Source organism: Paraniabella aurantiaca (assembly GCF_050309965.1).
GTDB lineage: Bacteria > Bacteroidota > Bacteroidia > Chitinophagales > Chitinophagaceae > Niabella.
Genome location: NZ_JBLOSY010000001.1, coordinates 2042450 through 2067579 on the forward strand (window position 1 = coordinate 2042450; position 25130 = coordinate 2067579).

General features: G+C 42.5%; 26 protein-coding genes. 9 read left to right on the forward strand and 17 right to left on the reverse strand.

Translation table 11 applies throughout. From position 1 onward, the window contains the following. Window positions 1–636 carry a LutC/YkgG family protein gene (locus ACLOAU_RS08865; protein WP_427861508.1) on the forward strand — a complete coding sequence of 212 codons (636 nt, stop codon included), beginning with the start codon at window positions 1–3 and terminating at the stop codon, window positions 634–636. 33 nt (window positions 637–669) lie between these two features. Beyond that, complete coding sequence (locus ACLOAU_RS08870; RefSeq protein WP_427861509.1) at window positions 670–1098, forward strand: gamma-glutamylcyclotransferase family protein; 429 nt, start codon at window positions 670–672, stop codon at window positions 1096–1098. Here ACLOAU_RS08870 and ACLOAU_RS08875 read toward each other — a convergent pair. Continuing rightward, complete coding sequence (locus tag ACLOAU_RS08875; protein WP_427861510.1) at window positions 1095–2507, reverse strand: MBL fold metallo-hydrolase; 1413 nt, start codon at window positions 2505–2507, stop codon at window positions 1095–1097. The genes ACLOAU_RS08870 and ACLOAU_RS08875 overlap by 4 nt on opposite strands. 162 nt (window positions 2508–2669) lie before the next feature. Here ACLOAU_RS08875 and ACLOAU_RS08880 point away from each other — a divergent pair, with 162 nt between their 5' ends. The 3 genes from ACLOAU_RS08880 (at window position 2670) to ACLOAU_RS08890 (ending at window position 5869) form a co-directional block, all read left to right on the forward strand. Next, window positions 2670–3077, forward strand: coding sequence for a hypothetical protein (locus ACLOAU_RS08880; protein ID WP_427861511.1), 408 nt, complete (start codon window positions 2670–2672; stop codon window positions 3075–3077). Window positions 3078–3080: 3 nt separating this feature from the next. Beyond that, a complete protein-coding gene (locus ACLOAU_RS08885) occupies window positions 3081–4325 on the forward strand; it encodes a DNA polymerase III subunit (protein ID WP_427861512.1) in 1245 nt (414 codons plus the stop codon). A gap of 224 nt (window positions 4326–4549) precedes the next feature. Next, entirely contained in the window at window positions 4550–5869 is a 1320-nt protein-coding gene (locus ACLOAU_RS08890; RefSeq protein ID WP_427861513.1) for a PSP1 domain-containing protein, read from the forward strand. A gap of 342 nt (window positions 5870–6211) precedes the next feature. Here ACLOAU_RS08890 and acpS read toward each other — a convergent pair whose 3' ends face one another. The 13 genes from acpS to uppS all read right to left on the reverse strand — a co-directional run bounded on the left by acpS (window position 6212) and on the right by uppS (window position 16235). Beyond that, complete coding sequence (acpS, locus tag ACLOAU_RS08895; protein ID WP_427861514.1) at window positions 6212–6586, reverse strand: holo-ACP synthase; 375 nt, start codon at window positions 6584–6586, stop codon at window positions 6212–6214. A 98-nt stretch (window positions 6587–6684) separates the two neighbouring features. Further along, a complete protein-coding gene (yidD, locus tag ACLOAU_RS08900; protein ID WP_427861515.1) occupies window positions 6685–6915 on the reverse strand; it encodes a membrane protein insertion efficiency factor YidD in 231 nt (76 codons plus the stop codon). Then, window positions 6890–7291: a ribonuclease P protein component gene (gene rnpA, locus ACLOAU_RS08905; protein ID WP_427861516.1), complete on the reverse strand. Its 402-nt coding sequence runs from the start codon at window positions 7289–7291 to the stop codon at window positions 6890–6892. Before rnpA ends, yidD begins: the two co-directional genes overlap by 26 nt. 304 nt (window positions 7292–7595) lie before the next feature. Further along, complete coding sequence (locus tag ACLOAU_RS08910; RefSeq protein ID WP_427861517.1) at window positions 7596–8354, reverse strand: SDR family NAD(P)-dependent oxidoreductase; 759 nt, start codon at window positions 8352–8354, stop codon at window positions 7596–7598. An 80-nt stretch (window positions 8355–8434) separates the two neighbouring features. Beyond that, window positions 8435–8845 carry a helix-turn-helix domain-containing protein gene (locus tag ACLOAU_RS08915; protein ID WP_427861518.1) on the reverse strand — a complete coding sequence of 137 codons (411 nt, stop codon included), beginning with the start codon at window positions 8843–8845 and terminating at the stop codon, window positions 8435–8437. A gap of 81 nt (window positions 8846–8926) precedes the next feature. After that, window positions 8927–9082 carry a 50S ribosomal protein L34 gene (rpmH, locus tag ACLOAU_RS08920; RefSeq protein ID WP_114789870.1) on the reverse strand — a complete coding sequence of 52 codons (156 nt, stop codon included), beginning with the start codon at window positions 9080–9082 and terminating at the stop codon, window positions 8927–8929. A gap of 214 nt (window positions 9083–9296) precedes the next feature. Next, window positions 9297–9653, reverse strand: coding sequence for a hypothetical protein (locus tag ACLOAU_RS08925; protein WP_427861519.1), 357 nt, complete (start codon window positions 9651–9653; stop codon window positions 9297–9299). A gap of 60 nt (window positions 9654–9713) precedes the next feature. Next, window positions 9714–10304: a Crp/Fnr family transcriptional regulator gene (locus tag ACLOAU_RS08930; protein WP_427861520.1), complete on the reverse strand. Its 591-nt coding sequence runs from the start codon at window positions 10302–10304 to the stop codon at window positions 9714–9716. 29 nt (window positions 10305–10333) lie between these two features. Beyond that, window positions 10334–11158 (reverse strand): glutamate racemase, encoded by an 825-nt coding sequence (murI, locus tag ACLOAU_RS08935; RefSeq protein WP_427861521.1) that lies wholly within the window; start codon window positions 11156–11158, stop codon window positions 10334–10336. Between the two features lie 80 nt (window positions 11159–11238). Continuing rightward, window positions 11239–11805 carry an OmpH/Skp family outer membrane protein gene (locus ACLOAU_RS08940; protein ID WP_427861522.1) on the reverse strand — a complete coding sequence of 189 codons (567 nt, stop codon included), beginning with the start codon at window positions 11803–11805 and terminating at the stop codon, window positions 11239–11241. 92 nt (window positions 11806–11897) lie between these two features. Further along, window positions 11898–12410, reverse strand: a complete 513-nt coding sequence (locus ACLOAU_RS08945; RefSeq protein ID WP_427861523.1) for an OmpH/Skp family outer membrane protein — start codon at window positions 12408–12410, stop codon at window positions 11898–11900. 157 nt (window positions 12411–12567) lie between these two features. After that, complete coding sequence (locus tag ACLOAU_RS08950) at window positions 12568–15291, reverse strand: BamA/OMP85 family outer membrane protein (protein ID WP_427861524.1); 2724 nt, start codon at window positions 15289–15291, stop codon at window positions 12568–12570. 191 nt (window positions 15292–15482) lie between these two features. Then, window positions 15483–16235, reverse strand: a complete 753-nt coding sequence (gene uppS / locus ACLOAU_RS08955; protein ID WP_427861525.1) for an undecaprenyl pyrophosphate synthase — start codon at window positions 16233–16235, stop codon at window positions 15483–15485. A gap of 37 nt (window positions 16236–16272) precedes the next feature. Between uppS and ACLOAU_RS08960 the strand changes: the two genes are divergently transcribed. Both ACLOAU_RS08960 and ACLOAU_RS08965 read left to right on the forward strand, forming a co-directional pair. Beyond that, window positions 16273–17250: an SDR family NAD(P)-dependent oxidoreductase gene (locus ACLOAU_RS08960; protein WP_427861526.1), complete on the forward strand. Its 978-nt coding sequence runs from the start codon at window positions 16273–16275 to the stop codon at window positions 17248–17250. A gap of 14 nt (window positions 17251–17264) precedes the next feature. Next, a complete protein-coding gene (locus tag ACLOAU_RS08965) occupies window positions 17265–18992 on the forward strand; it encodes a M14 family metallopeptidase (protein WP_427861527.1) in 1728 nt (575 codons plus the stop codon). Here ACLOAU_RS08965 and ACLOAU_RS08970 read toward each other — a convergent pair. Both ACLOAU_RS08970 and ACLOAU_RS08975 read right to left on the reverse strand, forming a co-directional pair. Continuing rightward, window positions 18989–20527: a S10 family peptidase gene (locus ACLOAU_RS08970; protein ID WP_427861528.1), complete on the reverse strand. Its 1539-nt coding sequence runs from the start codon at window positions 20525–20527 to the stop codon at window positions 18989–18991. The genes ACLOAU_RS08965 and ACLOAU_RS08970 overlap by 4 nt on opposite strands. Before the next feature lie 84 nt (window positions 20528–20611). Further along, a complete protein-coding gene (locus tag ACLOAU_RS08975) occupies window positions 20612–21523 on the reverse strand; it encodes a hypothetical protein (RefSeq protein WP_427861529.1) in 912 nt (303 codons plus the stop codon). Between the two features lie 266 nt (window positions 21524–21789). Here ACLOAU_RS08975 and ACLOAU_RS08980 point away from each other — a divergent pair, with 266 nt between their 5' ends. Together ACLOAU_RS08980 and ACLOAU_RS08985 are read left to right on the forward strand one after the other, a co-directional pair. Further along, window positions 21790–22464, forward strand: a complete 675-nt coding sequence (locus ACLOAU_RS08980) for a hypothetical protein (protein WP_427861530.1) — start codon at window positions 21790–21792, stop codon at window positions 22462–22464. Between the two features lie 33 nt (window positions 22465–22497). Next, window positions 22498–23814, forward strand: coding sequence for an ABC1 kinase family protein (locus ACLOAU_RS08985; RefSeq protein WP_427861531.1), 1317 nt, complete (start codon window positions 22498–22500; stop codon window positions 23812–23814). A 93-nt stretch (window positions 23815–23907) separates the two neighbouring features. Here ACLOAU_RS08985 and kbl read toward each other — a convergent pair whose 3' ends face one another. Further along, window positions 23908–25095, reverse strand: a complete 1188-nt coding sequence (gene kbl, locus ACLOAU_RS08990; RefSeq protein ID WP_427861532.1) for a glycine C-acetyltransferase — start codon at window positions 25093–25095, stop codon at window positions 23908–23910. Window positions 25096–25130: the final 35 nt, after the last annotated feature.

Sequence of the window (25130 nt, forward strand, 5' to 3'; positions counted from 1 at the left end):
GTGCAGTCTGCCAGGGGAAATATTTTAAAAAAAATAAGAGAGGCGTTGGCACAACCAACGCCTATCCCATTTCCAAAAAGTGAAGGACAGTCGTCTGTATTTACGCCACTAGAGCAGGATATTGAAGTGGAATTTGCAGAACGCTTTACAGCGTTACAAGGCAAATTTGCTTTCTGTTTCGACGAAAAAGAACTGGTGCAGCAATTTAACCAGCTTGCTACAGAAAAAGGATGGAAAGCTATTTATTGTATTGACAATAATATCACTGGTATTTTAAGGGGCGGACTCAACTTTTTAAATGATTTTAGCAGCCTGGCAGGTTGTGATGTAGCTGTTACCGGTTGCGAATACCTGGTAGCAAGAACCGGCAGTATTGTAATGAGCGCTGCTGAACAAAGTGGCCGCAATACCAGCGTGTATGCCCCGGTACATATTTGTATTGCTTATACGAGCCAATTGGTGTATGATGTAAAAGAAGCCCTCGAAGGGGTTAAGGAAAAGTACGGCGCATCACTACCCTCGCTGATTACTTTTGCAACGGGCCCGAGTCGTACTGCTGATATTGAAAAAACCCTGGTTGTTGGAGTACATGGGCCGAAAGAAGTATATGTTTTTTTGATAGATGATAAAAATTGATCCGGTACAGCAGTTCATTTCAAACGAAACTTTATGCAAACACATAGTCATTTTCTTTTTGTTTACGGCTCGCTCCTCAGCGGATTTAAAAGTCCGGCATACGAATACATTTCTAAATACTTTAAGTTAAGGGGAAACGCTTCTGTAAAAGGAACCATCTATGACATGGGAACTTTCCCGGTAGGCACCTCGAATGATACGGGGCATATTATCAGAGGAGAGTTATACGAAATCCGTAATCCTAAGGAGTTGTCTTTCATACTGGCACAACTGGATGACTATGAGGGTCTCTACCCGGATGATGGTGAGGATATTTACTACAAAAGGGAACTGGTAGCTGTTACTACCGAAGCCGGAGATGAAGTGATTGCATGGATCTACTGGTATAATAAAGATGTAGACGGGAAGCCCATCATTGAGTTGGAACACATGATGGACTACCTGGAGCGCAAGCAGTCTTAATGCGCCGGTTCACTAATATCACCTTTCACTATGTCAAACTGAGCACTTTCTTTTATTGAGTTAAAGCCGCCGGTTACATTTACCACGTTATCAAAGCCACGCGCCTTTAAAATAGAGGCAAAAGCCATTGAGCGGTAGCCTGCTGCACAGTGAATGTACTGGGTTTTATCCCGGTTGATTGCCGAAAGATGATCATTAATATAATCTAATGGTACGTTCTGAGCGTTTTGAATATGCTCCTGCTCAAATTCGGTTTCTTTTCTTACATCAATAATATTAGCGTCCTTCATAGCCGAGAGTGCTGCGGCTGAAATATTTTCTATATGGTCCAGCTGTTTACCTGCTGCTTTCCATGCTTCAATCCCTCCCTTTAAATAACCGATACTGTAGTCATAGCCTACACGGGCCAGGCGGGTTACTACCTCTTCCTCACGTCCTTCATCGGCAACGATCAACAATTCCTGCTTTACATCGGGTATTAATGTGCCTACCCAAACCGCAAAACTGCCGTCAATGCCTATATTGATAGAATTGGGTACAAATGCTTTCGAAAAATCATCAGCTTTCCGGGTGTCTAAAACCACGGCACCTGTATGGTTCGCTGCTTCTTCAAAAGCGTCTGGAGCAAGCGCCTGGGTGCCCCGCTCGATCACTTCAGTAATATTATCGTACCCCTCAATATTCATTTGCACATTTTGCGGGAAATATTGAGGCGGGGGTGTCAGGCCATCGGTAACCTGTTCCACAAAATCTTTTTGGCTTAAGGCCATATTCAGGGCGTAGTTCGTTTTCTTTTGGCGTCCCAGGGTATCGCTGGTTTCTTTACTCATATTTTTACCGCAGGCACTGCCGGCTCCGTGGGCGGGATAAACAATCACATCGTCTGGCAAAGGTGCTATTTTATTGCGAAGCGATTCGAAAAGCATCCCCGCCAGCTTTTCCTTGGTCAAATCAGCTGATACTTTTTGTGCAAGGTCTGGCCTGCCTACATCTCCAATAAACAAGGTATCGCCGGTAAAAAGGGCTTTTTCTGTACCATTTTCATCCAGTAATAAATAGCAGCTGCTTTCCAGTGTGTGTCCTGGTGTATGTATCAGCTTTATTTTAATAGTACCAATCTCAAATATTTGTCCGTCTTCAGCAATCAACGCATCATAGCCAATAGCAGCATCAGTAGGACCAAAAACGATTTGAGCTCCGGTTTTAGCGGCCAGGTCTACATGCCCGCTCACAAAATCAGCATGAAAATGCGTTTCAAAAATGTACTTGATGGTTACGCCATCCTTTTTAGCGCGACTGATATAAGGTGCTACTTCCCGTAAAGGGTCAATAATAGCTGCCTCATTTCCGGAAACAATATAATAAGCGCCCTGCGCCAAACAGCCGGTATAAATTTGTTCGATCTTCATAATGCTACTTGCTTTCTTATTACAAATAACCTCTTTTTTTGTTTACCGGCATCAGAACAGGCCCTAACAAATTTGTGAGGCCTGTCCGCCGGATAGGGGTAGCTTCTGTTTTGGTGTTGCGAATTTCAGCAAGTAGGCGTCCAATAATGTAAACTAATAAGTATGCGAAATACCCTCCTATTCCTCGTTTTAATTCTTGTGTCCTGCAATAAAACCAACCAACCCTTATGTGCGCCGCCTCCACCGTCTATGAAGTTCAGATTAATGGATGCCCAAACCAATAAGGACATGCTGGCTACCGGCATTTTGTTGGCTTCGGAAATAAGCGCAGTAAATAGTGCAGGTAAATCACTCTATGTTTATGTAAGTAATGGTGATACTATGCGGACGATTAGTGTATTAGGCTTTGATCTGGGAGCGAATGGTTACAAACTGAAAGCAGGGACGAAGGAGATTAATTTTTCGGCCGAGGTTATTAAAGGAGATTGTGGGCCATTGGCCGGGGAGATGAAGGTGCTCGGTCATGACGCTCCAATAGATAAATGGGGCTCTTTTGTTGTGGCACTATAAAAATTGAAAGAGAGACCTGGCTTTTCATTCTTTACATTTGCACTCATGCAGTTTAAAGATGTTATCGGACAGGAGCACCTGAAGAATGAGTTGCCCGAATTGATGAGGGAAAATCGCCTGGCTCATGCGATGCTGCTGTTAGGAAAAGAAGGAGCGGGAGGTTTGCCTTTGGCGCTGGCGTTTGCACAATATATTGTTTGCGAAAAGGCTAACGGCGTGCCTAAAGACCCGGGGCCGTCGCTGTTTGGTGATGACCTGCCTGCTGCTCAGCCGGAAGCACTGACTGATGCCTGCGGTGTTTGTCCGTCCTGCCAGAGGGCCTCGGAATTGGCACACCCTGATATTCATTTCAGCTACCCGGTTGTGACCAAAAAAGCCGGAACCCCACCCATAAGTGCCGACTATATTACCGAATGGCGCGAGTTCGTTAAAACCTATCCCTATGGAAATGTATATGACTGGCTGCAATTTATAGGTGCCGAAAATAAGCAGGGAAATATCACCGCCAACGAGTGCAATGATATTATCAGGAAGCTGAACCTAAAAAGTTTCGAGGGCGGTTACAAGGTATTGGTCATGTGGCTACCCGAGTACCTGGGTAATGAGGGTAATAAACTGCTGAAACTGATTGAAGAGCCTCCTGAAAAGACTGTGTTTTTACTGATAGCTGAAAACGAAGGACAGATTTTACAAACGATCCTAAGTCGTTGCCAGCTTATAAAAGTACCCTTGCCCGGAGATGCAGAAATAAAAGAAGCCCTGGTGAGTCGTAATAAGGCAGATGAAATTACAGCGGCACGTGTAGCTGCGATCAGTGAAGGCAATTACAGGGAGGCCCTGCAAATTATGCAGCACTCTGATGAAGATTGGCAGAATTTATTGCGTGACTGGCTCAACAGTATTATGAAAACCGGACCGGTAGCACAGTCGAAATGGGTAGATGAAATCGGGCAGGTAGGCCGCGAAGGACAGAAACAATTTTTACGGTATTTTAATCACCTGTTGCAGCTGGCTTTAAGGTTGCAGGTGATGCCGGACCTGGCTCAGCAGTATCCGGACAAAGAGCGCGATTTTGCACTGCGGCTGAACAGGATCACGAGTATCGAGCAGCAGCAGGCCATCATAGAGGAGCTGGATCATGCCGCTTATTATATTGAAAGAAATGCTAATGGTAAGATGCTGTTCATGGCGCTCACCATTAAAATATATCATATCATTCAGGACAATGTTGTACTTTTGAATGATTGAGGTAGTAGGGTTTGAGGAGTTAAATAATTTTTTTTAGAGGAAAGCGAATGGTGTAGAGGGAGAAGAAACGTGGGTGCATTTTATCTTACTTTTAGGTAAGATTTTTATAATAAACTGATTTACAGTTTTTTATTTTTAAATACACAGGGCTTGTTTCCTGGATGTATTTTGTTGTACGCCATATTTCTGCCTGCACTTTTCCGTTTATTATAATTTTACAAACAATGGGTTGTACAAGTTGTGGTACTGCTAATGGCAGCAAGCCGGGTGGTTGCAAGAGCAACGGGGGCTGTAGTACAGGTGGCTGCAATCGTATGAATACGTACGACTGGTTGCGTAATCTGCCAATTGCAGATATGGACAGTCATTGCAACGTGGTGGAGGTGAGTTTTAATAAAGGAACCAGAAAGGATTTTTTCAGGAATACGACGGTTCATTTTTTTGAAAAAGGCGACCTGGTTACAGTGGAAGGAGTGAGTGGAGTAGATGTAGGTGAGATATCGTTGACGGGTGAAATTGTTCGCCTGCAAATGAAGAAATATGGGGTGAAGGAAGGCAATCCCGACATGAAAAAAGTGTTGAGAACAGCTACGGAGAGAGACCTTGAACAGAGAGGTATTAATAAACAGAGGGAGCCTGAAGCGGTGATCAGGAGCCGGGCGATAGCGCGCCAGCTAAAACTGGATATGAAAATAAGCCAGGTAGAAATGCAGGCGGATGGCAGAAAAGCTACCTTTTATTATATAGCAGACGGGCGTGTAGACTTTAGAGAACTGATTAAAGTGTATGCTACTGAGTTTAAGGTAAAAGTAGAAATGCGGCAGATAGGTGCCCGGCAGGAAGCAGGAAAGGTAGGAGGTATCGGAAGCTGTGGTCGTGAATTGTGTTGTGCAACATGGCTTACAGAATTCAAATCGGTGAATACATCAATAGCGCGTTATCAGAATCTTTCCATTAATCAAACAAAATTAAGCGGCCAGTGCGGGCGTTTAAAATGCTGCCTGAACTATGAGCTGGATACTTACCTTGATGCTTTACAAGGCTTTCCGAATGACTGCGACCAGTTGGAAGTAGCAAAAGGAAGAGCTTACCTGATCAAAAAGGATATTTTTAAAAACCTGATGTGGTATTCGTTACCCGACAGCAATAAGCAATATCCGTTAACTATAGAAAGGGTTAGAAAGATCAAATCTTTAAACCGCCAGAACATTGTACCTGAAGAGCTGGAGGCTGTTGAAGTAGTATCCACCAAACCCAAAGAAGTGGAACCTGCATTCGTAGATGTGGTTGGACAAATTTCATTACGTAGCCTGGAAAGAGCGGATAAAAAACGTAAGCAGCAACGCAGAACTGGTCCATCGCAAGGTAACCAGGCCGTAGCGGCCAACCAGGCAGTTGGACAACAACAAAAACAAGGTCAAAACAGGGGTAATAACAGACCCCAAAACCAGCAGCCGCAACGTAATGCCGGCAATAAGCCCCAGCAACAAAATCCTCAAAGAAGAAGGGAAAATAATAATAACGGTAATAAGCAGACTAACTAGGGCATGCTGTTTAGTTGACAAGTATTCCATTGATCCTGGGACTTATTTACTGCGACAACCGGATATTATTTAAACCGCCAGGGCAAAGGCGCGAGGAAAAGATTTGAAACATTCTGCACAACAATTCATTAATCCTTTTAAAATTCTTGGCGTCTTCCCGTCCTCGCGCCTGCCCGACTGCAGCAGGCGGGGTTAAGTAGTATTGAGTTATACCAGCGGTCAATCCTGTCAGGAAAGCTGGAGTTCTTGGCATTTTATTTACCCGAAACTTAAAGCACTTCCGGTTATTCAGCTCATAATCGACATATAATCATTGTACTATGTTCACTTTTGCCGAAGTCCTTAAGATTCAATAATAACCACAGCAGCCGCTATGTTTTTAAGATGGCTGATGGATATTTTAACTTTGGAAAGATCGATTTGTTCGAGTGTCCGGGCGGTTTCGCCTCTTAGATGAACTTCGGGCTTGCCTGCCTCGTCGCCGAGTATCAAAATTTCATTGTAAGCAGTACCATTTGTCCAGCCTGTTCCTAGTGCTTTAAATAAAGCTTCTTTAGCAGCAAAGCGCGCCGCATAGTGTTCATATTTATGCGTTTTAGGTTCACAATATTCAATCTCTTCCTGTCCAAAAACCAGTTCTCTAAAACCCTGTTCTTTTTCTATTTTTTGTTGAACACGCTCCACTTCAATCACATCTAATCCAATACCGGTAATCATTTTTAAAGTTTAAGGTTCAATGTTTAAAATTCGAGATTTAGAGTTTAAAGTTTAGGATCGCAACTATTTTGAATCCTCAATTTCTAAAGTTTGAACATTTAAGGAACTGGGTCGTAGCCACTTCCTCCCCAGGGATGACAGCGGGAAATTCTTTTTACAGACAGCCAGAACCCTTTAAAAAGGCCATATTTTTTAAATGCCTGTAAAGAATAATGCGAACAAGTAGGTGTGTACCTGCATTTGGGTCCCAGCCAGGGCGAAATTACCCACTGGTATATTTTGATAAGGCCGATAAAAGGCCAGCTAAGTATTTTCAGGAACTGCCGCATGTAAGGCTTTCTGTAATTTTTGTAAAACTACCCCAACATTTTCATAAATATCCTTGTATAGGGGTAATTCTCTTCCGGTGTAAAGCAAAAACAATGATAGATCAAAGGGATGATCCTGTACATAGTTCTTCAAATCGTGCTGTTGCAACCGGTAGGCTTCCCTCAGTAATCTTTTGATGCGGTTACGATCAACAGCGTGCTTAAAATTTCTTGTTGTTAAACCTACGCCACATTTAACATCAGCTGTCTCATTTTTTTCTGCCAGGTACACCAATCGAAGATCTTTGGTGCGTACACTTTTTCCTTCAGCAAAAACCTGTTGCAGCCTTTTCCGGCTTTTGAGTCGCTGCGATTTTGGAAAAATATGAGTAGGCATTGTTGGAGTACGAGCATTTATTGCGGCTGTAAAGATATAAAACCTGCAACATTCCTAAGGATGGAATTGGAAATATAGCTGGCAGCGCGTGGGGACACGCGCCACTGTCTAAATAAAGTCTATATACATCCGATTGCCATGGGCCTTACAAAAACACATAAAACTCAACCGGATAGTTCTATAAAATATACCGTCGCCGGATATTAAGTAATAGCGCGTGTCCTCACGCGTTATTACCAATAGTATAGGTATGGATGCTTGTAAATGAGCCTTGCAAAATATAGTAAACCACAGGCGCGCAGTTCTATAAAAACATACCGCCGGATGCTTCAATTCTTTGTGCAGTTACCCAGCTCATTTCTGGCATACAAAGTGATGCAATAAGGCCGCCAATATCATCGGGCAAGCCCACCCTGCCTAAAGCCGTTTGAGAAGCAATAAAAGAGTTAAGTTGCTGGTTGTCTCTTACAACGCCTCCTCCGAAATCTGTTTCTATAGCACCGGGCGCTACTATGTTTACACGGATGCCACGGGCGCCCAGTTCTTTCGCCTGGTAGCGGGTCAACGTTTCCATGGCGCCTTTCATTGCGGCGTAGGCCGAATAGCCGGGAGTAGCAAACCTGGCCAGGCCGCTGGATATATTAATAATGCTTCCTCCATCTTTTAACAGTGGGAGCATTTTTTGGGTTAGAAAAAAAGGCCCTTTAAACTGGATATTTACTAAAATGTCAAAATCTTCCTCTGTGGTTTCAGCAAAGGGTTTATGAATGCCGATACCTGCATTGTTGATTAAAATATCCAGGTTTTCTCTTTGCCATTTTGATGCTAAGCTATTTTTCAGGTTTTCTATGAAACTATCGAAGCTACCGCTGTCTGCAACATTCAGTTGAAGAGCAACCGCCCGGGCCCCCGATGCTTCAATTTCCTTTACAACCTGGTCTGCCTCTGCCTGCTGACTATTGTAGGTTAGTACAACATCTATATTTTTTTGAGCTAATGCCAGGGCTGCGTTTTTGCCGAGCCCCCTGCTGCCTCCCGTTATTAATGCAATTCTGTTTGCCATTTTTTGTATTTGGGTTAAAAGATGACACAAAATTCATTTACGGTTTGCAAACAGGTATGGTGACAGTCACAGAATCTGAGCTATCGGGTATATTTTTTCTGCTCAATAGGCAATACAGATGGCAAAGCTTTTTTCTCTCGGAAGATAGCAGGTGTGATGCCCGTAATGCTTTTATAGAATTTGACGAAATTAGACGGGTCGAAAGTGAGGCGCCTGGCTATTTCGGAGCCAGATAAGGACGTTGTAAGCAATAATTTATTAGCGACCTCAATGATCTTCAGGTCGTAATAATAACAGGGATGGCGGCCGGTTTCTTTGGTAAGGGTATTGGTTAAATGCCCCGGCGCAATGAATAAATATTGGGCAATCTGCGTAATAGTGAGCATGTCATCCACCCGGTCTTCCAATAAATCTGCCAGGTGATGGTCGAGAAAAGCAAAATATTGCTCTACTATTTCGGCGCCACGGCTGCCGGCTTTTTTATGCTCCATAATAGATAGTTGAAGTTACTTCAAAAAACAAAAATAGCCCCGAAAAACGGAGCTACGAATAATTTGAAAGCTTATCAAAGATTACTTCAGTCTTCTTTCGTCAGACACAGTAAGCTTTTTACGGCCTTTGGCACGGCGGCTTGCTAAAACCTTACGGCCATTAGCAGTTTGCATACGTTTACGAAAACCGTGAACAGTTTTACGACGACGACGGTGCGGTTGGAAAGTACGTTTCATTTTATTTTAATTTTTTCACTTTTGAATTAATAGCATGGGAGAACATGCCGGTTTAATTTTCGGAACAGAAGATCACCACATCTTCTGTTTGTGAAAGGACGGCAAAGGTAAGGAAAATTTTAAAGTTCGAGGTTTAAAAAGTATAAAGTTTACAGCAACCACCCTCCGGGCCTAAGGTGCTCGCATGAGTTTACCCAACGGAACTGTGGGGTACTTATGGAAGTACAGGCACGTCGTCCAACTGGTAAAAGACTTTTAAGCCTCTTTCTGTTGCAATTCTCACATCTTCATCTGCACCTTTCGATGCACCGGCAATGCGAAAAACGGCGTCACATTTTTCCAGTAACCGGTGAGCAACCGGATATTGTATTTCATTCCAGGCATCATCTCCGGGTTTTGTTGAGCCGGCTAACCTGATGAGTGGCAGTGCTACCCACTCGCCAATAATGGGAGTATAACCCTTTCTGAACAGGGAGAGGCTTACCGCTTCAAGGTTATTTAAGTTTTGCTGCATGAGCTGGGGATCGTCGTTGGTGCCGCTTCGGTAGGGTCCTGCAATAAGTATGAGCATTGTATTATTTTTTGATGGCTCAAAGAAACTGATTGTAATGGCAACCGCTCTTAATATACTTTAAGAAATAATTCCCCGGGCTTTATTTTTCCGGATAGTGCTTAAAAATTCCGGAGTGATACCCAGGTAAGAGGCAATTTGCTTTTGTGTAACCTGGCTGATGATCTGCGGATATTTAGCCAGGAAGTTGTCGTACCTTTTAGCGGCAGGCAAGGATAGGTTCTCTATAATTCTTAGCTGCTCCCGGGTGTAGGCGTTTTGCATCAGAATTCTAAAGAATCGTTCAAATTTGGGCATTGTATCAAACAGTTTGTCGAGATTTTCTTTACTTAGCAGGAATATTTCACTGTCTTCCAGGGCCTCTATAAATACCATAGCCGGCTTTTGATTCAAAAAGCAATACATATCGGTTATCCACCAGTCTGCCAACGCAAACATAATAGTAGATTCTTTACCTGCCGGATCCAAATGATAGGCCCTTAATGCTCCTGAGTGAACGAATGCCAAATGATGGCAGGGTTGACCTTCCTCCAAAAAGAAATCCTTCTTAGAAAGTTTCTTGTGGCTGAGCAAAGAGGTGAACTGAGCTGTTTCCTCATCGTTCAGCTGAATATGTTTGGCAATATTGGCAAGTAAAAGATCGTGGTTCATTATCGAACGTGGTTTATAGACTCACTATTTTACATACTTATATGTCTACTTTTAACCGGTGCACCAAAGAATGCAGATCCTTTTTCATCAAAATCTTCGACAGCATCAGTTGTGAAAAATTGCACCAACCCGTTTTTACTGCATTGCTCATCTATTTCCGGGTGTCTTTTCAAATAATCTTCCAGGCTTTCGGCCACAATTTCTCCCTGGGTGAGCAGCTTTACCTGTATAGGTACATACTCTCTTATTTGTTTCAGCATGAGCGGATAATGGGTGCACGCCAGCAGAATTACATCAATATTATCGCCTTTTTGAAATAAATGGTGCAGGTTCTTTTTAATAAAGTGATGGGTTCCCGCATTCTCCATTTCATTGTTTTCGATAATTGGTACCCACATGGGGCAAGCCTCCTGGTAGGTTTGAATATCGGGGTAAAATTTAGCAATTTCGATCGGGTAAGATTCAGATGCAACGGTTCCTTTGGTTGCCAGTATGCCTACTTCCCTGGTTTCAGAGTATTTGCCGATTATTTCAGTAGTAGGTCTTATCACGCCTAAAACTCTTTTGTCGGGAGCAATAACAGGAAGGTCGTTTTGCTGTATGGTACGCAATGCTTTTGCCGAAGCCGTATTACATGCCAGTATTACCAGCTGACAACCCTGGTCAAAAAACCATTTTACAGCATCCAGCGTGTAATGATATACGGTATCAAAAGACCGCGTACCGTAAGGCGCACGGGCATTATCGCCAAGATATAAATAGTCGTATTGGGGTAGTCGTTTTACCAGTTCTTTTAAAACTGTTAACCCTCCGTACCCTGAATCAAATACGCCAATAGGGGCTTCTTGTGGCATGACTTGTAGTTATAGATCAAAAATAAAAAAACCGTCCGGATCCGGACGGTTTGAGAAATATTATTTGTAATTGCTTATTCTTATTTCTTTGGCGTAGTAGATGCAGGAGCTGCGCCACCACCAGCAGGAGTTGTACCGCCTTGCTGATTTACCTTAATTCCCAATTTAGTAGCAATGGGAAGACTTAGGTTATCACTATCCGGAGCCACTACAAAAGCATCCTGGGTTAATACATAAGTGTATCCTTTTTCTTTCGCATACGCATTAATAGCATCATATACTTTTTTATATAAAGGATTGAACAACTGAGCCTGCTTAGCCTGAGAAGCCTGACCCGCAATTTGCTGCCAGTTGCCTAATGTTTCACTTAATTGTGCTAAATCTTTTTCTAAAACCTGTTTAACGGAAGCCGTAGTTGTTTTTTTCAGTACGCTATCTTTTTCCTGAAACTCCTGGTATAACCGGGTATAAGTACCGCCGATAGAATCCTGCTGCCATTTTTCAAGTTCTTGTTGCTTTTGTTGTGCTTCAGGTAAATTAGCTACCAAAGCGTCTACGCTAACATAGCCGATTTTTTGTGCATTGGCCGACAATACGCTCACTAATACCAAACCTAACGCAACCGCAAGAAATTTTACTTGTTTCATTTTTTGTTTTTTCTTTTCTTTTTTGGTAACTCAAATGCGTTTGTGTAAGCAAAGCCTGCCCGTTCACAGTTGAGTTTGTTTTAAGTTTTAAATTATTTCAATCTAAGTTCCCTTAAGATGTCGTCACTTCTATCCAACTTAGGGTCGGCAAAGATAATGGATTTGCCCTCACTTTTGTCGAAAACCAAATCGTAACCATTTGCTTTAGCCAGCCTGTTTACCGCTTCAGCCACCCTCTTTTGCAATGGTTCCATTAATTCCTGTCTTTTTTTGAACAGTTCTCCTTCAAAACCAAAGCGTTTCTTTTGCAGGTCCCGAAGTGTTTTTTCTTTGTTAAATAATTCGTCTTCCTTTTTCTTTTTCAAATCTTCACTCATCATGCCCTGTTCAGCATCGTAATCATTGTATAATTTATCCAGCTCGGCCTGCTTCGTGTCAATTTCTTTTTGCCACGCAGCAGCCTGCGCGTCTACCTGTTGCTGTACCCGTTTGTAGTCAGGCATTTTTTCAAAAATATAGCGGGTATCAATAACAGCATATTTCTGTGCAAATGCGCCTGCACAGGCGAATAAAAGCGCAATACCCAAAACAAAAACTTTTTTCATCTTGTTATTTTTTTATTGTCCCCGGCAATAACCCGGCAGGACGTGTTTTTAATAGTAAGATTTAGTATCTGAAGTGTGACGTACCGGACAAATGTATAGTTGCTTCAAAGAAAGTGCAAAAAAGGTTAAATCTTTACAAGAGCATGGCCAGGCTATCTTATTCTGGCTCAAAGCCTAACATGAAGGTAAATTTACCAGCTCCTTTCAATCCGCCACCAGGAGTCAGCCTGTCAAGACCTATACCATAATCAAACCCAAGTAAACCAAACATAGGCAGGTAAAAACGCATACCTAAACCTACGCTTCGACGTAATTTGAATGGATTATACTCTTTATAGTCTTTCCAACCATTGGCAGCTTCGAAAAATGCCAAACCGAAAATGGTACTGCTTGGATTGGTTACCAGTGGGTAACGAAGCTCTGCCTGGTACTTATTAAAGATGGTAAAGAAGTTATTGAAGTTACCCTGGCTGGTATTATCAGGATTAACAGTAGGGTCTGAATTATTGTAAATAGGATAACCTCTGTGTGCAATAATGTCGAAACCAGTAAGGGAAAAAGTATTATTTAAGCCGGCATCACCCAATTGAAAACGTTCGAACGGAGAGAAGGCGATGTTTTTATTATACCTGCCCATGAAACCATATTTGGCAGCCAGTTTCAGTACAAACTGCCTGTCTTTATTCTCACCCTTACCTCTGCCCAAAGGCACATACCAGGTAGAATTAAAACGCCATTTGTGATATTCCACAAATTTGAATTGGTCGTCAGTGGAGCCAAACAAAGAGTAAGGAGGAGTCGCTTGTACGCTAAACATCAGGTCACTACCACTGCGGGGGAAAATAGGATCTGATACCGAGTTACGCTGCAGCGCAAATTTTAAACTAAGGTTATTAGACTCTCCTGTATTGAAAGGAAGCTGATAAATATATCCCATTTCCTTTACATTGTAACGGGTTAAACCTACAGTTGTGGTCATGTAGAAATAGTCATCAGGCCAGTTGAGCTGCTTTCCTAAACCAATTGAAAACCCGTTTACGGTAAGTGATTTATTTTTATCGTATTCGTAGGTTCCACGAGATGTAAAGCCTGCCAGGTTATAATATTTGCTGTTATTATAAGACAGGATTAATGAATTCCTTTTTTTACCACCTAACCAGGGCTCTGTAAATGAAACGTTGTACGAGCGGAAGGCACGACCATTAGATTGTACGCGAAGGCTCAGTTTCTGGCCATCACCCACTGGCAATGGATCCCAGGCTTCTTTTTTCCAGATGTTTTTAATGGAGAAATTATTAAAGGTAACGCCGAGGGTACCGGTCAAACCAATTCCACCGCCCCAACCTGCAGAAAGCTCCAGTTGATCTGAAGATTTTTCTTTCAGGTTCCAGTTAATATCCACCGTACCGTCGTTCTGATTAGGTACCGGTTGCGGGTTAATCGATTCCTGCTCAAAATAGTTTAAGGCATTCAGCTCACGAATAGTACGCATCAGTCCACTTTGGCTGTAAAGAGCACCAGGATAGGTACGCATTTCACGACGTATAACGTGCTCTTTGGTACGTTCGTTACCACGGATGTTTACATTTTTAATACGGGCCTGCGGGCCTTCTGCCACTCTTATCTCATGGTCGATGGTATCATTGTATATCCGGGTCTCTACCGGAACTACCTGAATAAAGAGATACCCCTTGTCACGGTAGGCTGTCTGAATATCCTGTGCGTCCTGGCTGGGTTCAATACCTAAAGCTTTATTCAGGATACTCCCGTCGTAAGTATCTCCTTTATTAATATTTAAGATAGCATTTAAAATAGTATCGCTGTAAACCGAGTTTCCTTTCCAAACAGTATTACCAAAATAGTATTTCCGTCCTTCGCTCACTTTAATGTCTACATACATTTTATTGTTCTGTATCACCTGGGTATCTGCCAGTATCTGGGCATCGCGGTAGCCTTTCTCGTTAAAATAGTTTAGTACTTTTTCCTTGTCTTCAATATATTTCTTCTGGTTGAACTTGGATGAAGCGAACTTGAATCTAAAATAAGGGTCTAAAACTTCTAATGATTTGGTGCCGGTTAAAAAGCCCCAGTCGTTCATGTATTCTCCAAAGCTATATCTTTTAATAGGTCCGTAAGTGCTTACATATGGCGAGGGGAATAAGGTCATTTTGGTCATTTCCTTGGTGCCCTTCATTTGCTTTTTCAGCTTAACGCTTCTTACGTTTTCATTGCCAAAAAAGTTAATACCGTCTATTTTTACCTTTTTGCCTTTATTTACTTTGATGGTTAGGGAGTTAGAGTTTTTAAATACAGGATCTGGTTTTTCTGCCAGTTCTACCTCCACGCCGGAGAATCCTTTTTCTTCATAAAAGGTTTTGGTAACATCAATAATGTTTCGGCGGGTATTTTCAGAAAGGATAGTTGTTTGTTTAGCGATAGCCGTTTTTTTCACTAATTCTTCCTGTTCTGTTTTTTTAACGCCTTCAAATTTATAGTCTCCCAATCGAGGCATCTCCTTAACAGCAACTTCAAGGCTTACATTTTCTCCAATAATATTCGTTACATAAATCTTAATGTCGGCTACCAGCTTTTGCCTCCATAGGTTTTGTATAGCGCGGGAAAAAATATCAGAACCCGGGTAGGTAAACTTTTGACCTTTTTGTAAGCCTGCTACCGAAAGTATAATGGTAGAGTCCAGGTAATTGGCTCCCGTTACTTTGAGGTCGGCAATAGTATACTCTTTGGGCTGTCTTGGATTTTGCCATTCCTGCATTTCCAGAGAAAGATTTCCATCAGGAATGGTGTCTGTTTGCGCAAAAACATAGTTTACCGTTGTTAATGATATAATTGTAACGCAGAACCTGTAAAGAAAAAAACGCATAAAGGATTTAAATATCGGTAATCAATTTTGTTTTTGCAAAAGCAGGAAGTTATTATTTTATCACCACACTGTTACACATCATTCCCATTGCGGCGGCAAATTAAAGGTAAAAATTGGAAAACTCATGTTAAAAAAGGCTGATACAACGGCGGCAGCCTAAGCTGAGGTTATTTAGGTAAAACTTTCACATATTACTTAGATTCTTCAATTTGCTTGGAAGTTTTACCAAATCTGCGCTCTCTTCCCTGGTAATCCAGTATTGCCTCGTACAAGTTGTTTTTTCTGAATTCGGGCCATCGTACATTAGTGAAATAAAGCTCTGCATAGGCCAGCTGGTACAATAAAAAGTTACTGATGCGGTATTCGCCACTTGTTCTGATCATCAATTCGGGGTCGGGAAACTCGCTGGTACAAAGGTATTTCTGCAGTACATCCTGGTCGATGGCTTCTACCTGTAAACGATTGTTTTTGACTTCATTAGCGATGCTTTTTACAGCATTTAATAATTCCCATCGGCCACTGTAGCTTAATGCCATTATTAAATTAAGGCCGCTGTTGCCTGCGGTAATTTCCAGCGCTTCGTTCAATTCCTGCTGTGCATAGGCCGGTAACATGCTCATGTCGCCTATTACATGCAGGCGGATGTTATTTTTGTGCAGGGTTTCTACTTCTTTGCGGATGGTAGACACTAAAAGTTCCATCAAACCTACCACTTCGTATTCCGGGCGGTCCCAGTTTTCGGTACTAAAAGCGTAGAGGGTTAGAAACCGGACGCCTATTTCGGCGCAGCCTTCCACGATATCCCTAACGCTTTCAACGCCATGATAATGGCCGAAAAGCCGGTCTTCTCCCTGTTCCTGCGCCCAACGTCCATTGCCATCCATTATTATGGCAATATGTTGGGGGAGATTTTCTCTGTCGATTTGATTAATTAAGGTATCCATACCATGAAAGCGGCGACAAAAGTAATTAATATCGCCAATGTTTGAAATAAAAAGCAATATTTGTAGAAAGCCCCTTTCTATGATCCCGTTAAATCAATCACCGGGTGCGCCTGTGCGATCGTTCGCCTTTATATTCAAAAAGGTAATGATCCTGTTGCTGGTTAAGGTTTTAAGCTTTTGGGCTTTTACAGTAAATGCCCAGGAGTTGTCTTCCCCATTGGTTTATAAAAATAAGCAGCCTTTTGCCATTGTAGCCGGGGGCAGTAAGGGTATCGGCTATGCCATTGCTGAAGCATTAGCCAAAAGAAAGTACAATCTGGTGCTGATAGCCCGCACCGGGCAACCGCTCAGGAATGCAAAAAAATTGCTTGAGGAAAAATATGCAGTGCAGGTAGAGATTTTATCTGCAGACTTAACGGATGATAGTGTGGCGCCCCGGCTGGCCCGCTGGAGCGAACAAAATAACCTGCCGTTGAAAATGTTGTGCAATGTAGCCGGAATGGGCGGTACTAACGATTTTTTAAAGCTCCCGGCAGATAGTGTCAGGTATATGATTCAACTTAACCTGGAATCACCGGTGATAATGGTGCAATATTTTTTACCATTGCTTGAAAAGAATAAGCCCTCTTATATTTTAAATGTGAGTAGTATGGCGGGTTTTAGTCCTATCCCTGTAAAAAATATTTATTCTGCATCTAAGTCGGCACTTACCTTTTTCAGTTATTCGTTAAGGTACCAGTTAAAAAAGAAAGGGGTGAGCGTAAGTTGCCTGACGCCGGGGCCTGTGTATACCAAGCCGGAGATAGTTAAGGACACTAAAGAGAAGCTGGGTTGGTTTGGCGATTTTATGGAAGTACCTCCAGCCAGGGTGGGCGAGTTTGCCATTAAAAAAACCTTGAAAGGTAAAATGATCATTGTTCCGGGTAAACCCGCAAGGTTTACGTCAAATATTATACGCGCCCTGCCCCGGAGATGGGCTGCCAGCATTTATAATGCATTAGGAAAAGAAAACTGATTCAAATCTCAGAAATGAAAAAACTGATTTTATTAAATTGCCTGCTGGTTTCCTGTGTTGTTTTTGCACAGCTGCCTGTAACCGTATTTGAACAATCTCAGGGTAAAAAGACTGCTGTTTATGATGAGATTATTGATTGGTGGAGAAAAGCAGATAAAGCATCTGGTAAAATATCAATAAGAACCATGGGGCCAACGGATGCCGGCTTGCCCTTGCATTTGGTGACGGTTAGTAACGATGGCGTGAGCGATTACAGGCAAATAAAAAAAGATAAAAGGCTGATCATTCTTGTCAACAATGGTATACATCCCGGTGAACCGGATGGAATCGATGCGAGTATGTTGCTGGTCGCAGATATTGCGAAAGGAAAGCTGAAGTTGCCTCAGCAGGTAGTACTGGCAATTATCCCGGTTTATAATATTGGTGGCTGTTTAAACCGGAGTAACAATTATCGGGTAGATCAGAATGGCCCCGAAGCCTTTGGTTTCAGGGGTAATGCGCAGAATCTTGATTTGAACAGGGATTTTATTAAGGCCGATTCTAAAGAAGCTTTATCATTCGCTCAGATTTTTCATTTGACTGATCCGGATATATTAATCGATAACCACGTAAGTAACGGCGCCGATTACCAGCATGTGATGACTTTGCTGACATCGCAGCATGATAAGCTCGGCGGCGCTATGGGAAAATACCTCAATGAAGTGATGGAGCCTGCTTTATATAGCTCGATGAAAAAGAAGGGGTATGACCTGGTTCCTTATGTAAATTTTGATCACAGGGATAAGGTAGAAAAAGGGTGGGATGCTTTCTGGGATGCGCCGCGTTACAGTAGTGGCTATGCGACGTTATGGAACACATTTGCTTTTGTGCCCGAAACACATATGTTGAAACCCTATCCGCAACGCGTGCAATCTACATACGAGTTAATGAGATCTTTTATTGAGTTTGCCGGTGCCGAGCAACGCCAGATACTGGAACTGAGAGCCCGTGCCAAAGAAGAAGTGATCAAAAAAGACAGTTTTACAATTGGCTGGCAGCTCGATAAAGCGAGTTCAACAATGATTACCTTTAAAGGGTATGAAAGTGGTTATAAGCCCAGCGAAATATCCGGGTTGCCGAGATTGTACTACGACAGAACAAAGCCCTATACACTGCAGGTACCTTTTTACAACCAGTACCAGTCAGTTACTGTTGTTAACAAACCCAAAGCATATATCATTCCGCAGGGTTGGTGGAAGGTGGTTGAACGATTGAGAGCTAATAACGTAGCCATGCAGCCAATTAATAATGATACAATTATTAATGTGCGGGTATATCGCATTGAAGATTATAAAACCAGTCAGCGACCGTATGAAGGACATCATCCTAATTCGGAAGTTAGGCTGGGTATTTTTTCCCAGCCCATCCCATTTCGCAAGGGAGACTGGTATGTTCCCATGAACCAGGTAGCTAACCGTTTCTTAATAGAGACATTAGAACCTATTGCAGAAGACTCCTATTTTAAATGGAATTTTTTCGATGCTATTCTTCAGCAAAAAGAAGGCTACTCCGATTATCATTTTGAGGATGTAGCCGCCGGCTATTTAAAATCAAACAGTGAGCTGCAGCAGAAACTGGAAGCCAGGCGCAGGCAGGATACCACCTTTGCGCAAAGTGCAGGTGCCCAGTTGAACTTTATTTATCAAAACTCTCCCTGGGTAGAGCCAGCATATTTAACGTATCCCGTTTATCGCGTTCCTTAATATTTAGCTGGTGTACCTGGAGCGGGAATAGCTTTCTTTATAAACTCACGCAGGTGCTGTGTACTGGTTTTCAGATCTTCTTTTCGCAGGTACATCATATGGCCGCTTCGATAGCCTTCCCAGCTCATTCTGTTTTTGAGCTTGCCCGATGGATCCATTTGCCACATATTGTATTTGGCATTGAAATAATCGCAGGCGCCATCGTAGTACCCCGATTGTACGAGTACATGTAAATAAGGATTGGTAGCCATGGCCTGGCGCAGGTTTTCACCGGTTTGATTGCCCTTAGTGTCCCAGGGATGAACCGGCCCAAACATATTATAGGGATAGTCGGTTTTATAACCCAGATCTTTCTTCAGGTACATATTAATAGGCGGTGTAAAAGCATGTAGCCAGGCAGTTAACTCAGCATTAAAATCGGGGCTGTTACCGGCATCCTGTTTATCAATGCCCCTGTATCTCGAATCTAAACGGCCTATAGTAAATCCTTCATTACGCAACAGCTCTTTCCAGAATAGGTTGGTGCTAACTGATAAATTATTTTGAAGGATTACTTTTTCGGGAATACCTGAATAGCGGGCCATTTTGGCTGCCAGTGCTTGCTTAGCGGCATCTTCTAAAAGGCTTCCCTTATTCAACGCCGGTATTAATTCATTCATCGTGAAATTCTCCACCTCCGGCAGCATAGCCGTCAGGTCTTTTTGTAAAAGGTCTGCAGGTTGCTTTTTATGGTACCAGGCAGTAGCTGCGTAGTAGGGAAGCAGTAAAGCTGCGTCGGTAGCAGTGCCGCGTTCTATACCCAGGTCGGTAGGAGAGACCAGCACCACGCCGTTCAGGTACATCCAATGTGATTGTTGTAGCTCTAACGCCAGACCGGATACGCGGGTAGTCCCATAGCTTTCTCCAATGAGAAATTTCGGCGATGCCCAGCGGTCGTACCGGTTTACAAAACTGTTCACCCAGTCGCCCAGGTATTTAATGTCGGCGTTAACACCAAAGAATTTTTCACGGGCAACGTCTTTGCCCACCATCTTCGAAAATCCGGTATTAACAGGGTCTACATAAACAATGTCGGTGGCATCTAAAATAGAATACTGGTTGTGTGTGTAGCCATAAGGTTGCACCGGGTACCCTTCTTCATCAATATTTAAGAATATGGGCCCCGTATAACCAATATGCATCCATACTGATGCTGAGCCCGGCCCGCCGTTAAAAGAGATAGTTAAAGGCCGCGTAGTTTTGTCATTAATATCTGTTCTTTCATAATATACGAAGAAAACACCTGCAATAGCCTTCCCATCGGCATCCCAAACCGGTAATGTCCCCGTAGTAGCTTTATAGGGAATGGCTTTACCGTTAATATTAACCGTGTGATAAGTAACCACTGTAGCGTCGGGATCAAATTTCAGATCAGGACTGCTGTTTTTGGTTATTTGCGGTTTTTCCGATTCTGCTGTTTTGGATTTGGTATCCTGAGAATAGCCCATTGTTGAGGCCGCGATGATGCAGATGAGTAGAACGGTATTTTTTAACATAAGGCAATTTACAGTATTCCAGTAAAGAAATGACTATGACCGTTGCAGATCGTATTCAGTAATTTAATGGATTTGCCTGGACGCTTATAGCTTATGTAAAAAATGAAACAGACCATGAAAATGATCGATATGATCCGGGGCGGTATTGCCGGCAAACCCCAGTACATAAAAATTCCCCTTCGATGCTTCACTGATCTGCTGCATACCTAAAGGCCCCCATTTTAAAACGGGCTTTATTTTGATGCCTAGTTTGTTCAGCAGGTAATTGGCTGTTTCTGTGGTACTGGAAAATGTACCCGGGAAAATTTCTGAATGGGTAAACATGAACTTCTTACCCGACAATTTATTAGTGGCTTTCCTGGCAAATTGAATAATAGGCTCAAGAGATACAGAGTCGATCAGGCCTCCTTCTGCCAGTACTTTTCTTTCAGGGATATAACTGGTGTGTAGGCCGTCTAGCAGAATAACAGCATCAATACCTGTAAAATAAACAGGTTGGGAAAGAATGCTCCTGATAGCGCCATAGCCGGCGCTAAATCCGCTTAAAATAATCTTTCCAGCTGTCAACGGGTATCCAAGATGTTTTATCACGGTATCTAAAACAGCTTTCCTAAGTTTTTCAAAGGTTGAATCATTGTTGAAAGGTTGCGCATACGCCGACGAACCCGATCCCAGGTTGACAGAAACGGCGATTATAGGCCGCTTATATTGATGAGCGGCATAAGCAACCACTGGTGCTAAACCATGAAAGTGAATCAGCAAATCGGCCTGTTTTAATTTATGGGTATTGGCCGGAAGATATATAGTTACCGGTTTAGGTAACAGGTTGTTAAGTACTATCGTCTTTGAAAACTCCATCTCAAACGCAACCCGTTCGTGCCTGCGTACTGTTTCTTTCATAGGGGAGGGGTACTGCGCGAGTTGTGTATTGGTTTGAGCTGTTACCCGCTGTAGGGCAATCAATAAAAAGAAAAATATAAGCTGCTTTATAAACATTGAGAAGTCCCGGATCTTTGTAATACCAAACGTGAGAGAACACGTTTAAAGGTGAAGTTAAATTTACAGCATTCCGTTAAAGAAATTAAATCATGACTGTTGTTTCAACCTTATTTGTTTTTCTTTTGTTTATAAAGTGGCTGGTAAGGCCTGTTTTAAAGGTGCCGGATAGCAGTTGTGAGTATTTAAAAGCAAAATAGTTATAGCAATACAGCGTACTTTTGACAAGCCTGTTGTTCCCAATATCAAAAGCAATCCAACCCATTATGAAAAATGTAAATAAAGCAAAAGCAAAACCCATCGACAAAACCACTTTAATGGAGTGGTATAGCGAATACCTTTTGACGCATGGGAAGCGGCCTGAAAGCGTATACCTGTTTGCGAAAAATCACCAGTTAACAGAGGCAAGCTTCTATGATTTTTTCTCCGGGTTCGACACCCTGGAACAGGCCTACCTGGTTCACTTCTTCGACAAATCGTTAGAGCTGGCCGGCCAGATAGAGCATTTTGAAACGATGCCGGCAAAAGAAAAATTACTCAATGTATACTTTATCCTTTTCGAGAACTTCAAACTCAACCGGTCACTGGTATTGTTGTTACTAAAAGGAAACCTGATGCAGCAGCAACAACTGCTTCATGCTTTGAAATCCGGCCATCGGCAATTCGTACAAACGCTCTCATTTGATAATGAAAATATTTTTGAAAAGGCGCCTGAGTTGGTGAAACAGTTTAACGGGAAATCGAAGGAGGGTATTTTGTGGTTACACTTTCTAAGTATTTTGGAGTTCTGGAAAAAAGACGAATCACCTGGGTTTGAGAAAACAGATCTCTACATTGAGAAAACGATTGATACAGGTTTTGATGTGGTGAATAACCCGGTACTGACCAAGATGCTGGATTTAGGCAAATTTCTGTGGAAAGAAAAATTTCAAATGGGATAAGCAGAGGCTTTTCTTAATAAATGATGTGAGCGAATGAAAACATTAAATTCAATACCCACCAGCAAAATAGGACGTGCGGGTAATTTGTTGAAGGCAGGCGCTAAAGTGGGGATTAATTATATTAAATATTATGGGGAGAAGCTGACCAAAGATGAAGCTGAAGCCCGCGCCAACCTGCATGAGCAAAATGCTACGGATATCTACGATAGTTTGAAAGAGCTGAAAGGGTCTGCATTAAAGGTTGCGCAAATGCTGAGTATGGAAAAGAATTTATTGCCGGCGGCCTATGTAGATAAATTTTCACTTTCACAATTTTCGGTTCCGCCGCTTTCAGCTGCTTTGGTGCGTAAAACCTTCAGGCAGTATTTTGGTAAAAATCCTGAAGATATTTTTGATAGTTTCTCGCCGGAGTCGATCAATGCGGCCAGTATCGGGCAGGTGCACCAGGCTACAAAAAGCGGTAAAAAGCTTGCTGTCAAAATTCAGTACCCCGGCGTAAAGGAAAGTATTTCGTCTGACCTTAAAATGGTAAAACCCATTGCGATGAAGATGTTCAACATCCGGAAAGAGGGTTCTGAAAAATACTTTGAGGAAGTGGAGCAAAAACTTTTTGAAGAAACCGATTATGTGCTGGAATTGAAGCGAAGCCGGCAGTTTGCAAAAGATTGCGCTCATTTACCAAATATAAAATTCCCAGATTATTATCCGGAGTATTCCTGCGAGAAGATTCTCACGATGGATTGGATGGATGGGATTCACTTTTCAGAATACGTTCGAAAAGAGCAGACAGAGGCAGATAGGAATTTGCTGGGACAAACCTTCTGGGATTTCTACATGTATCAACTGCATGTACTCAGAAAATTGCATGCCGATCCGCATCCGGGTAACTTTCTAATATCCCCCAACAACGAATTGTTGGTGATTGATTTTGGTTGTATTAAAGAAATTCCCGCTGACTTTTACAAACCCTATTTTGAGTTAGCCGACCAGAAAAATCTGAAAAATTCTTCCTTGTTCGAAGAAAAATTATACGAACTGGAGATACTGACAGCTGAGGACTCACCCGAAGAAAAAGCATATTTTAAACAGTTGTTTTACGATCTGTTAGAATTATTTACCCGGCCATTTAACGTGGAGCGTTTCGATTTTTCGGACGAACAATTTTTTGGAGAAATAGCTGCGTTAGGGCAGCAATATGCCAAACTCAGTGAGATGCGAAACTTTAATACCAACAGGGGGTCCCGGCATTTTATTTATATGAACCGAACCTTTTTTGGTTTGTATAATATGATGCATGAACTAAAGGCAACCCATATCACTATAAACAACTTCGAAAAATTCAAGAAGTAGATGAAATCTGTTGTTTCCAGTTAGGGTAATGTCTTTAACAAAAAAAGTCATGAACGCTTGTCCATGACTTTATATAATACTACGTCTTTTTAGTTATTTCAATACACCCAGTTCTTTACCCACTTTGGTAAAAGCCGCGATGGCTTTATCCAGGTGCTCCTGTTCGTGACCGGCGCTCAATTGTACCCGTATTCTAGCCTGGCCTTTGGGAACAACAGGGAAGAAGAAGCCAATAACATAAACCCCTTCTTCTAATAGCTTTGCTGCAAAATTGGCTGCCAGTACTGCGTCGTACAGCATGATCGGCACAATGGGGTGGTCGCCTGGTTTGATTTCGAAGCCAGCCGCCGTCATTTTTTCCCGGAAATATTTGGTGTTAAACTCCAGTTTGTCGCGCAGGTGGGTTGAGGCTGAAAGCATATCGAGTACTGCAATAGACGCACCAACAATAGAGGGTGCTACCGTATTGCTAAACAGGTAAGGACGCGATTTCTGGCGCAACATATCAATGATCTCTTTACGGCCCGAAGTAAAACCTCCTGATGCGCCGCCCAATGCTTTACCTAAAGTGCCCGTGATGATGTCTATTTTGCCCATTACACCACGATACTCGTGGGTACCACGACCGGTTTTACCCAGGAAACCCGATGAATGACATTCATCTATCATAATTACCGCATCATATTTTTCGGCCAGTGCCACAATTTTGTCTAACTGGGCAATAGTGCCATCCATGCTAAATGAGCCATCAGTTACGATGATGCGGCTACGGCAGCCGGCTGCTTCCTGTAATTTAGCTTCCAGGTCTTCCATATTATTATGCTCATACCTGAAGCGTTGGGCTTTACAAAGGCGTACACCGTCAATAATACTGGCGTGATTCAAAGCATCAGAAATAATAGCATCCTGGTCGTTAAACAGGGGTTCAAATACGCCCCCGTTGGCATCAAAAGCTGCCGCGTATAAAATCGTATCCTCTGTGCCTAAGAATTCAGAGATCTTTTTTTCCAGCTCTTTATGGATGTCCTGTGTTCCGCAAATAAAACGCACACTGCTCATACCATATCCGTGAGAGTCGATGGCTTCATGTGCCGCTTTAATCACATCGGGATGGGAGGAGAGGCCTAGGTAGTTATTAGCGCAAAAGTTAAGCACCGTTTTGCCATTTACTTCAATTTCGGCGCCCTGCGGACTATTAATCACACGTTCGTTTTTATATAATCCGGAGGTTTTTATTTCTTCCACTTCACCAGCGATACGCTGGGTAAATTTTTCGTTCATATTTCCTGGTTAAAAATGAATATTTTATTGGATTT

Excerpts from the sequence above, each read along its gene's own strand:
- ACLOAU_RS08870 (WP_427861509.1), top strand. The coding sequence starts at position 670 with ATGCAAACACATAGTCATTTTCTTTTTGTTTACGGCTCGCTCCTCAGC.
- ACLOAU_RS08875 (WP_427861510.1), bottom strand. The coding sequence starts at position 2,507 with ATGAAGATCGAACAAATTTATACCGGCTGTTTGGCGCAGGGCGCTTAT.
- ACLOAU_RS08880 (WP_427861511.1), top strand. The coding sequence starts at position 2,670 with ATGCGAAATACCCTCCTATTCCTCGTTTTAATTCTTGTGTCCTGCAAT.
- ACLOAU_RS08890 (WP_427861513.1), top strand. The coding sequence starts at position 4,550 with ATGGGTTGTACAAGTTGTGGTACTGCTAATGGCAGCAAGCCGGGTGGT.
- acpS (WP_427861514.1), bottom strand. The coding sequence starts at position 6,586 with ATGATTACCGGTATTGGATTAGATGTGATTGAAGTGGAGCGTGTTCAA.
- yidD (WP_427861515.1), bottom strand. The coding sequence starts at position 6,915 with ATGCGGCAGTTCCTGAAAATACTTAGCTGGCCTTTTATCGGCCTTATC.
- rnpA (WP_427861516.1), bottom strand. The coding sequence starts at position 7,291 with ATGCCTACTCATATTTTTCCAAAATCGCAGCGACTCAAAAGCCGGAAA.
- ACLOAU_RS08910 (WP_427861517.1), bottom strand. The coding sequence starts at position 8,354 with ATGGCAAACAGAATTGCATTAATAACGGGAGGCAGCAGGGGGCTCGGC.
- ACLOAU_RS08915 (WP_427861518.1), bottom strand. The coding sequence starts at position 8,845 with ATGGAGCATAAAAAAGCCGGCAGCCGTGGCGCCGAAATAGTAGAGCAA.
- rpmH (WP_114789870.1), bottom strand. The coding sequence starts at position 9,082 with ATGAAACGTACTTTCCAACCGCACCGTCGTCGTCGTAAAACTGTTCAC.
- ACLOAU_RS08925 (WP_427861519.1), bottom strand. The coding sequence starts at position 9,653 with ATGCTCATACTTATTGCAGGACCCTACCGAAGCGGCACCAACGACGAT.
- ACLOAU_RS08930 (WP_427861520.1), bottom strand. The coding sequence starts at position 10,304 with ATGAACCACGATCTTTTACTTGCCAATATTGCCAAACATATTCAGCTG.
- murI (WP_427861521.1), bottom strand. The coding sequence starts at position 11,158 with ATGCCACAAGAAGCCCCTATTGGCGTATTTGATTCAGGGTACGGAGGG.
- ACLOAU_RS08940 (WP_427861522.1), bottom strand. The coding sequence starts at position 11,805 with ATGAAACAAGTAAAATTTCTTGCGGTTGCGTTAGGTTTGGTATTAGTG.
- ACLOAU_RS08945 (WP_427861523.1), bottom strand. The coding sequence starts at position 12,410 with ATGAAAAAAGTTTTTGTTTTGGGTATTGCGCTTTTATTCGCCTGTGCA.
- ACLOAU_RS08950 (WP_427861524.1), bottom strand. The coding sequence starts at position 15,291 with ATGCGTTTTTTTCTTTACAGGTTCTGCGTTACAATTATATCATTAACA.
- uppS (WP_427861525.1), bottom strand. The coding sequence starts at position 16,235 with ATGGATACCTTAATTAATCAAATCGACAGAGAAAATCTCCCCCAACAT.
- ACLOAU_RS08960 (WP_427861526.1), top strand. The coding sequence starts at position 16,273 with ATGTTTGAAATAAAAAGCAATATTTGTAGAAAGCCCCTTTCTATGATC.
- ACLOAU_RS08965 (WP_427861527.1), top strand. The coding sequence starts at position 17,265 with ATGAAAAAACTGATTTTATTAAATTGCCTGCTGGTTTCCTGTGTTGTT.
- ACLOAU_RS08970 (WP_427861528.1), bottom strand. The coding sequence starts at position 20,527 with ATGTTAAAAAATACCGTTCTACTCATCTGCATCATCGCGGCCTCAACA.
- ACLOAU_RS08975 (WP_427861529.1), bottom strand. The coding sequence starts at position 21,523 with ATGTTTATAAAGCAGCTTATATTTTTCTTTTTATTGATTGCCCTACAG.
- ACLOAU_RS08980 (WP_427861530.1), top strand. The coding sequence starts at position 21,790 with ATGAAAAATGTAAATAAAGCAAAAGCAAAACCCATCGACAAAACCACT.
- ACLOAU_RS08985 (WP_427861531.1), top strand. The coding sequence starts at position 22,498 with ATGAAAACATTAAATTCAATACCCACCAGCAAAATAGGACGTGCGGGT.
- kbl (WP_427861532.1), bottom strand. The coding sequence starts at position 25,095 with ATGAACGAAAAATTTACCCAGCGTATCGCTGGTGAAGTGGAAGAAATA.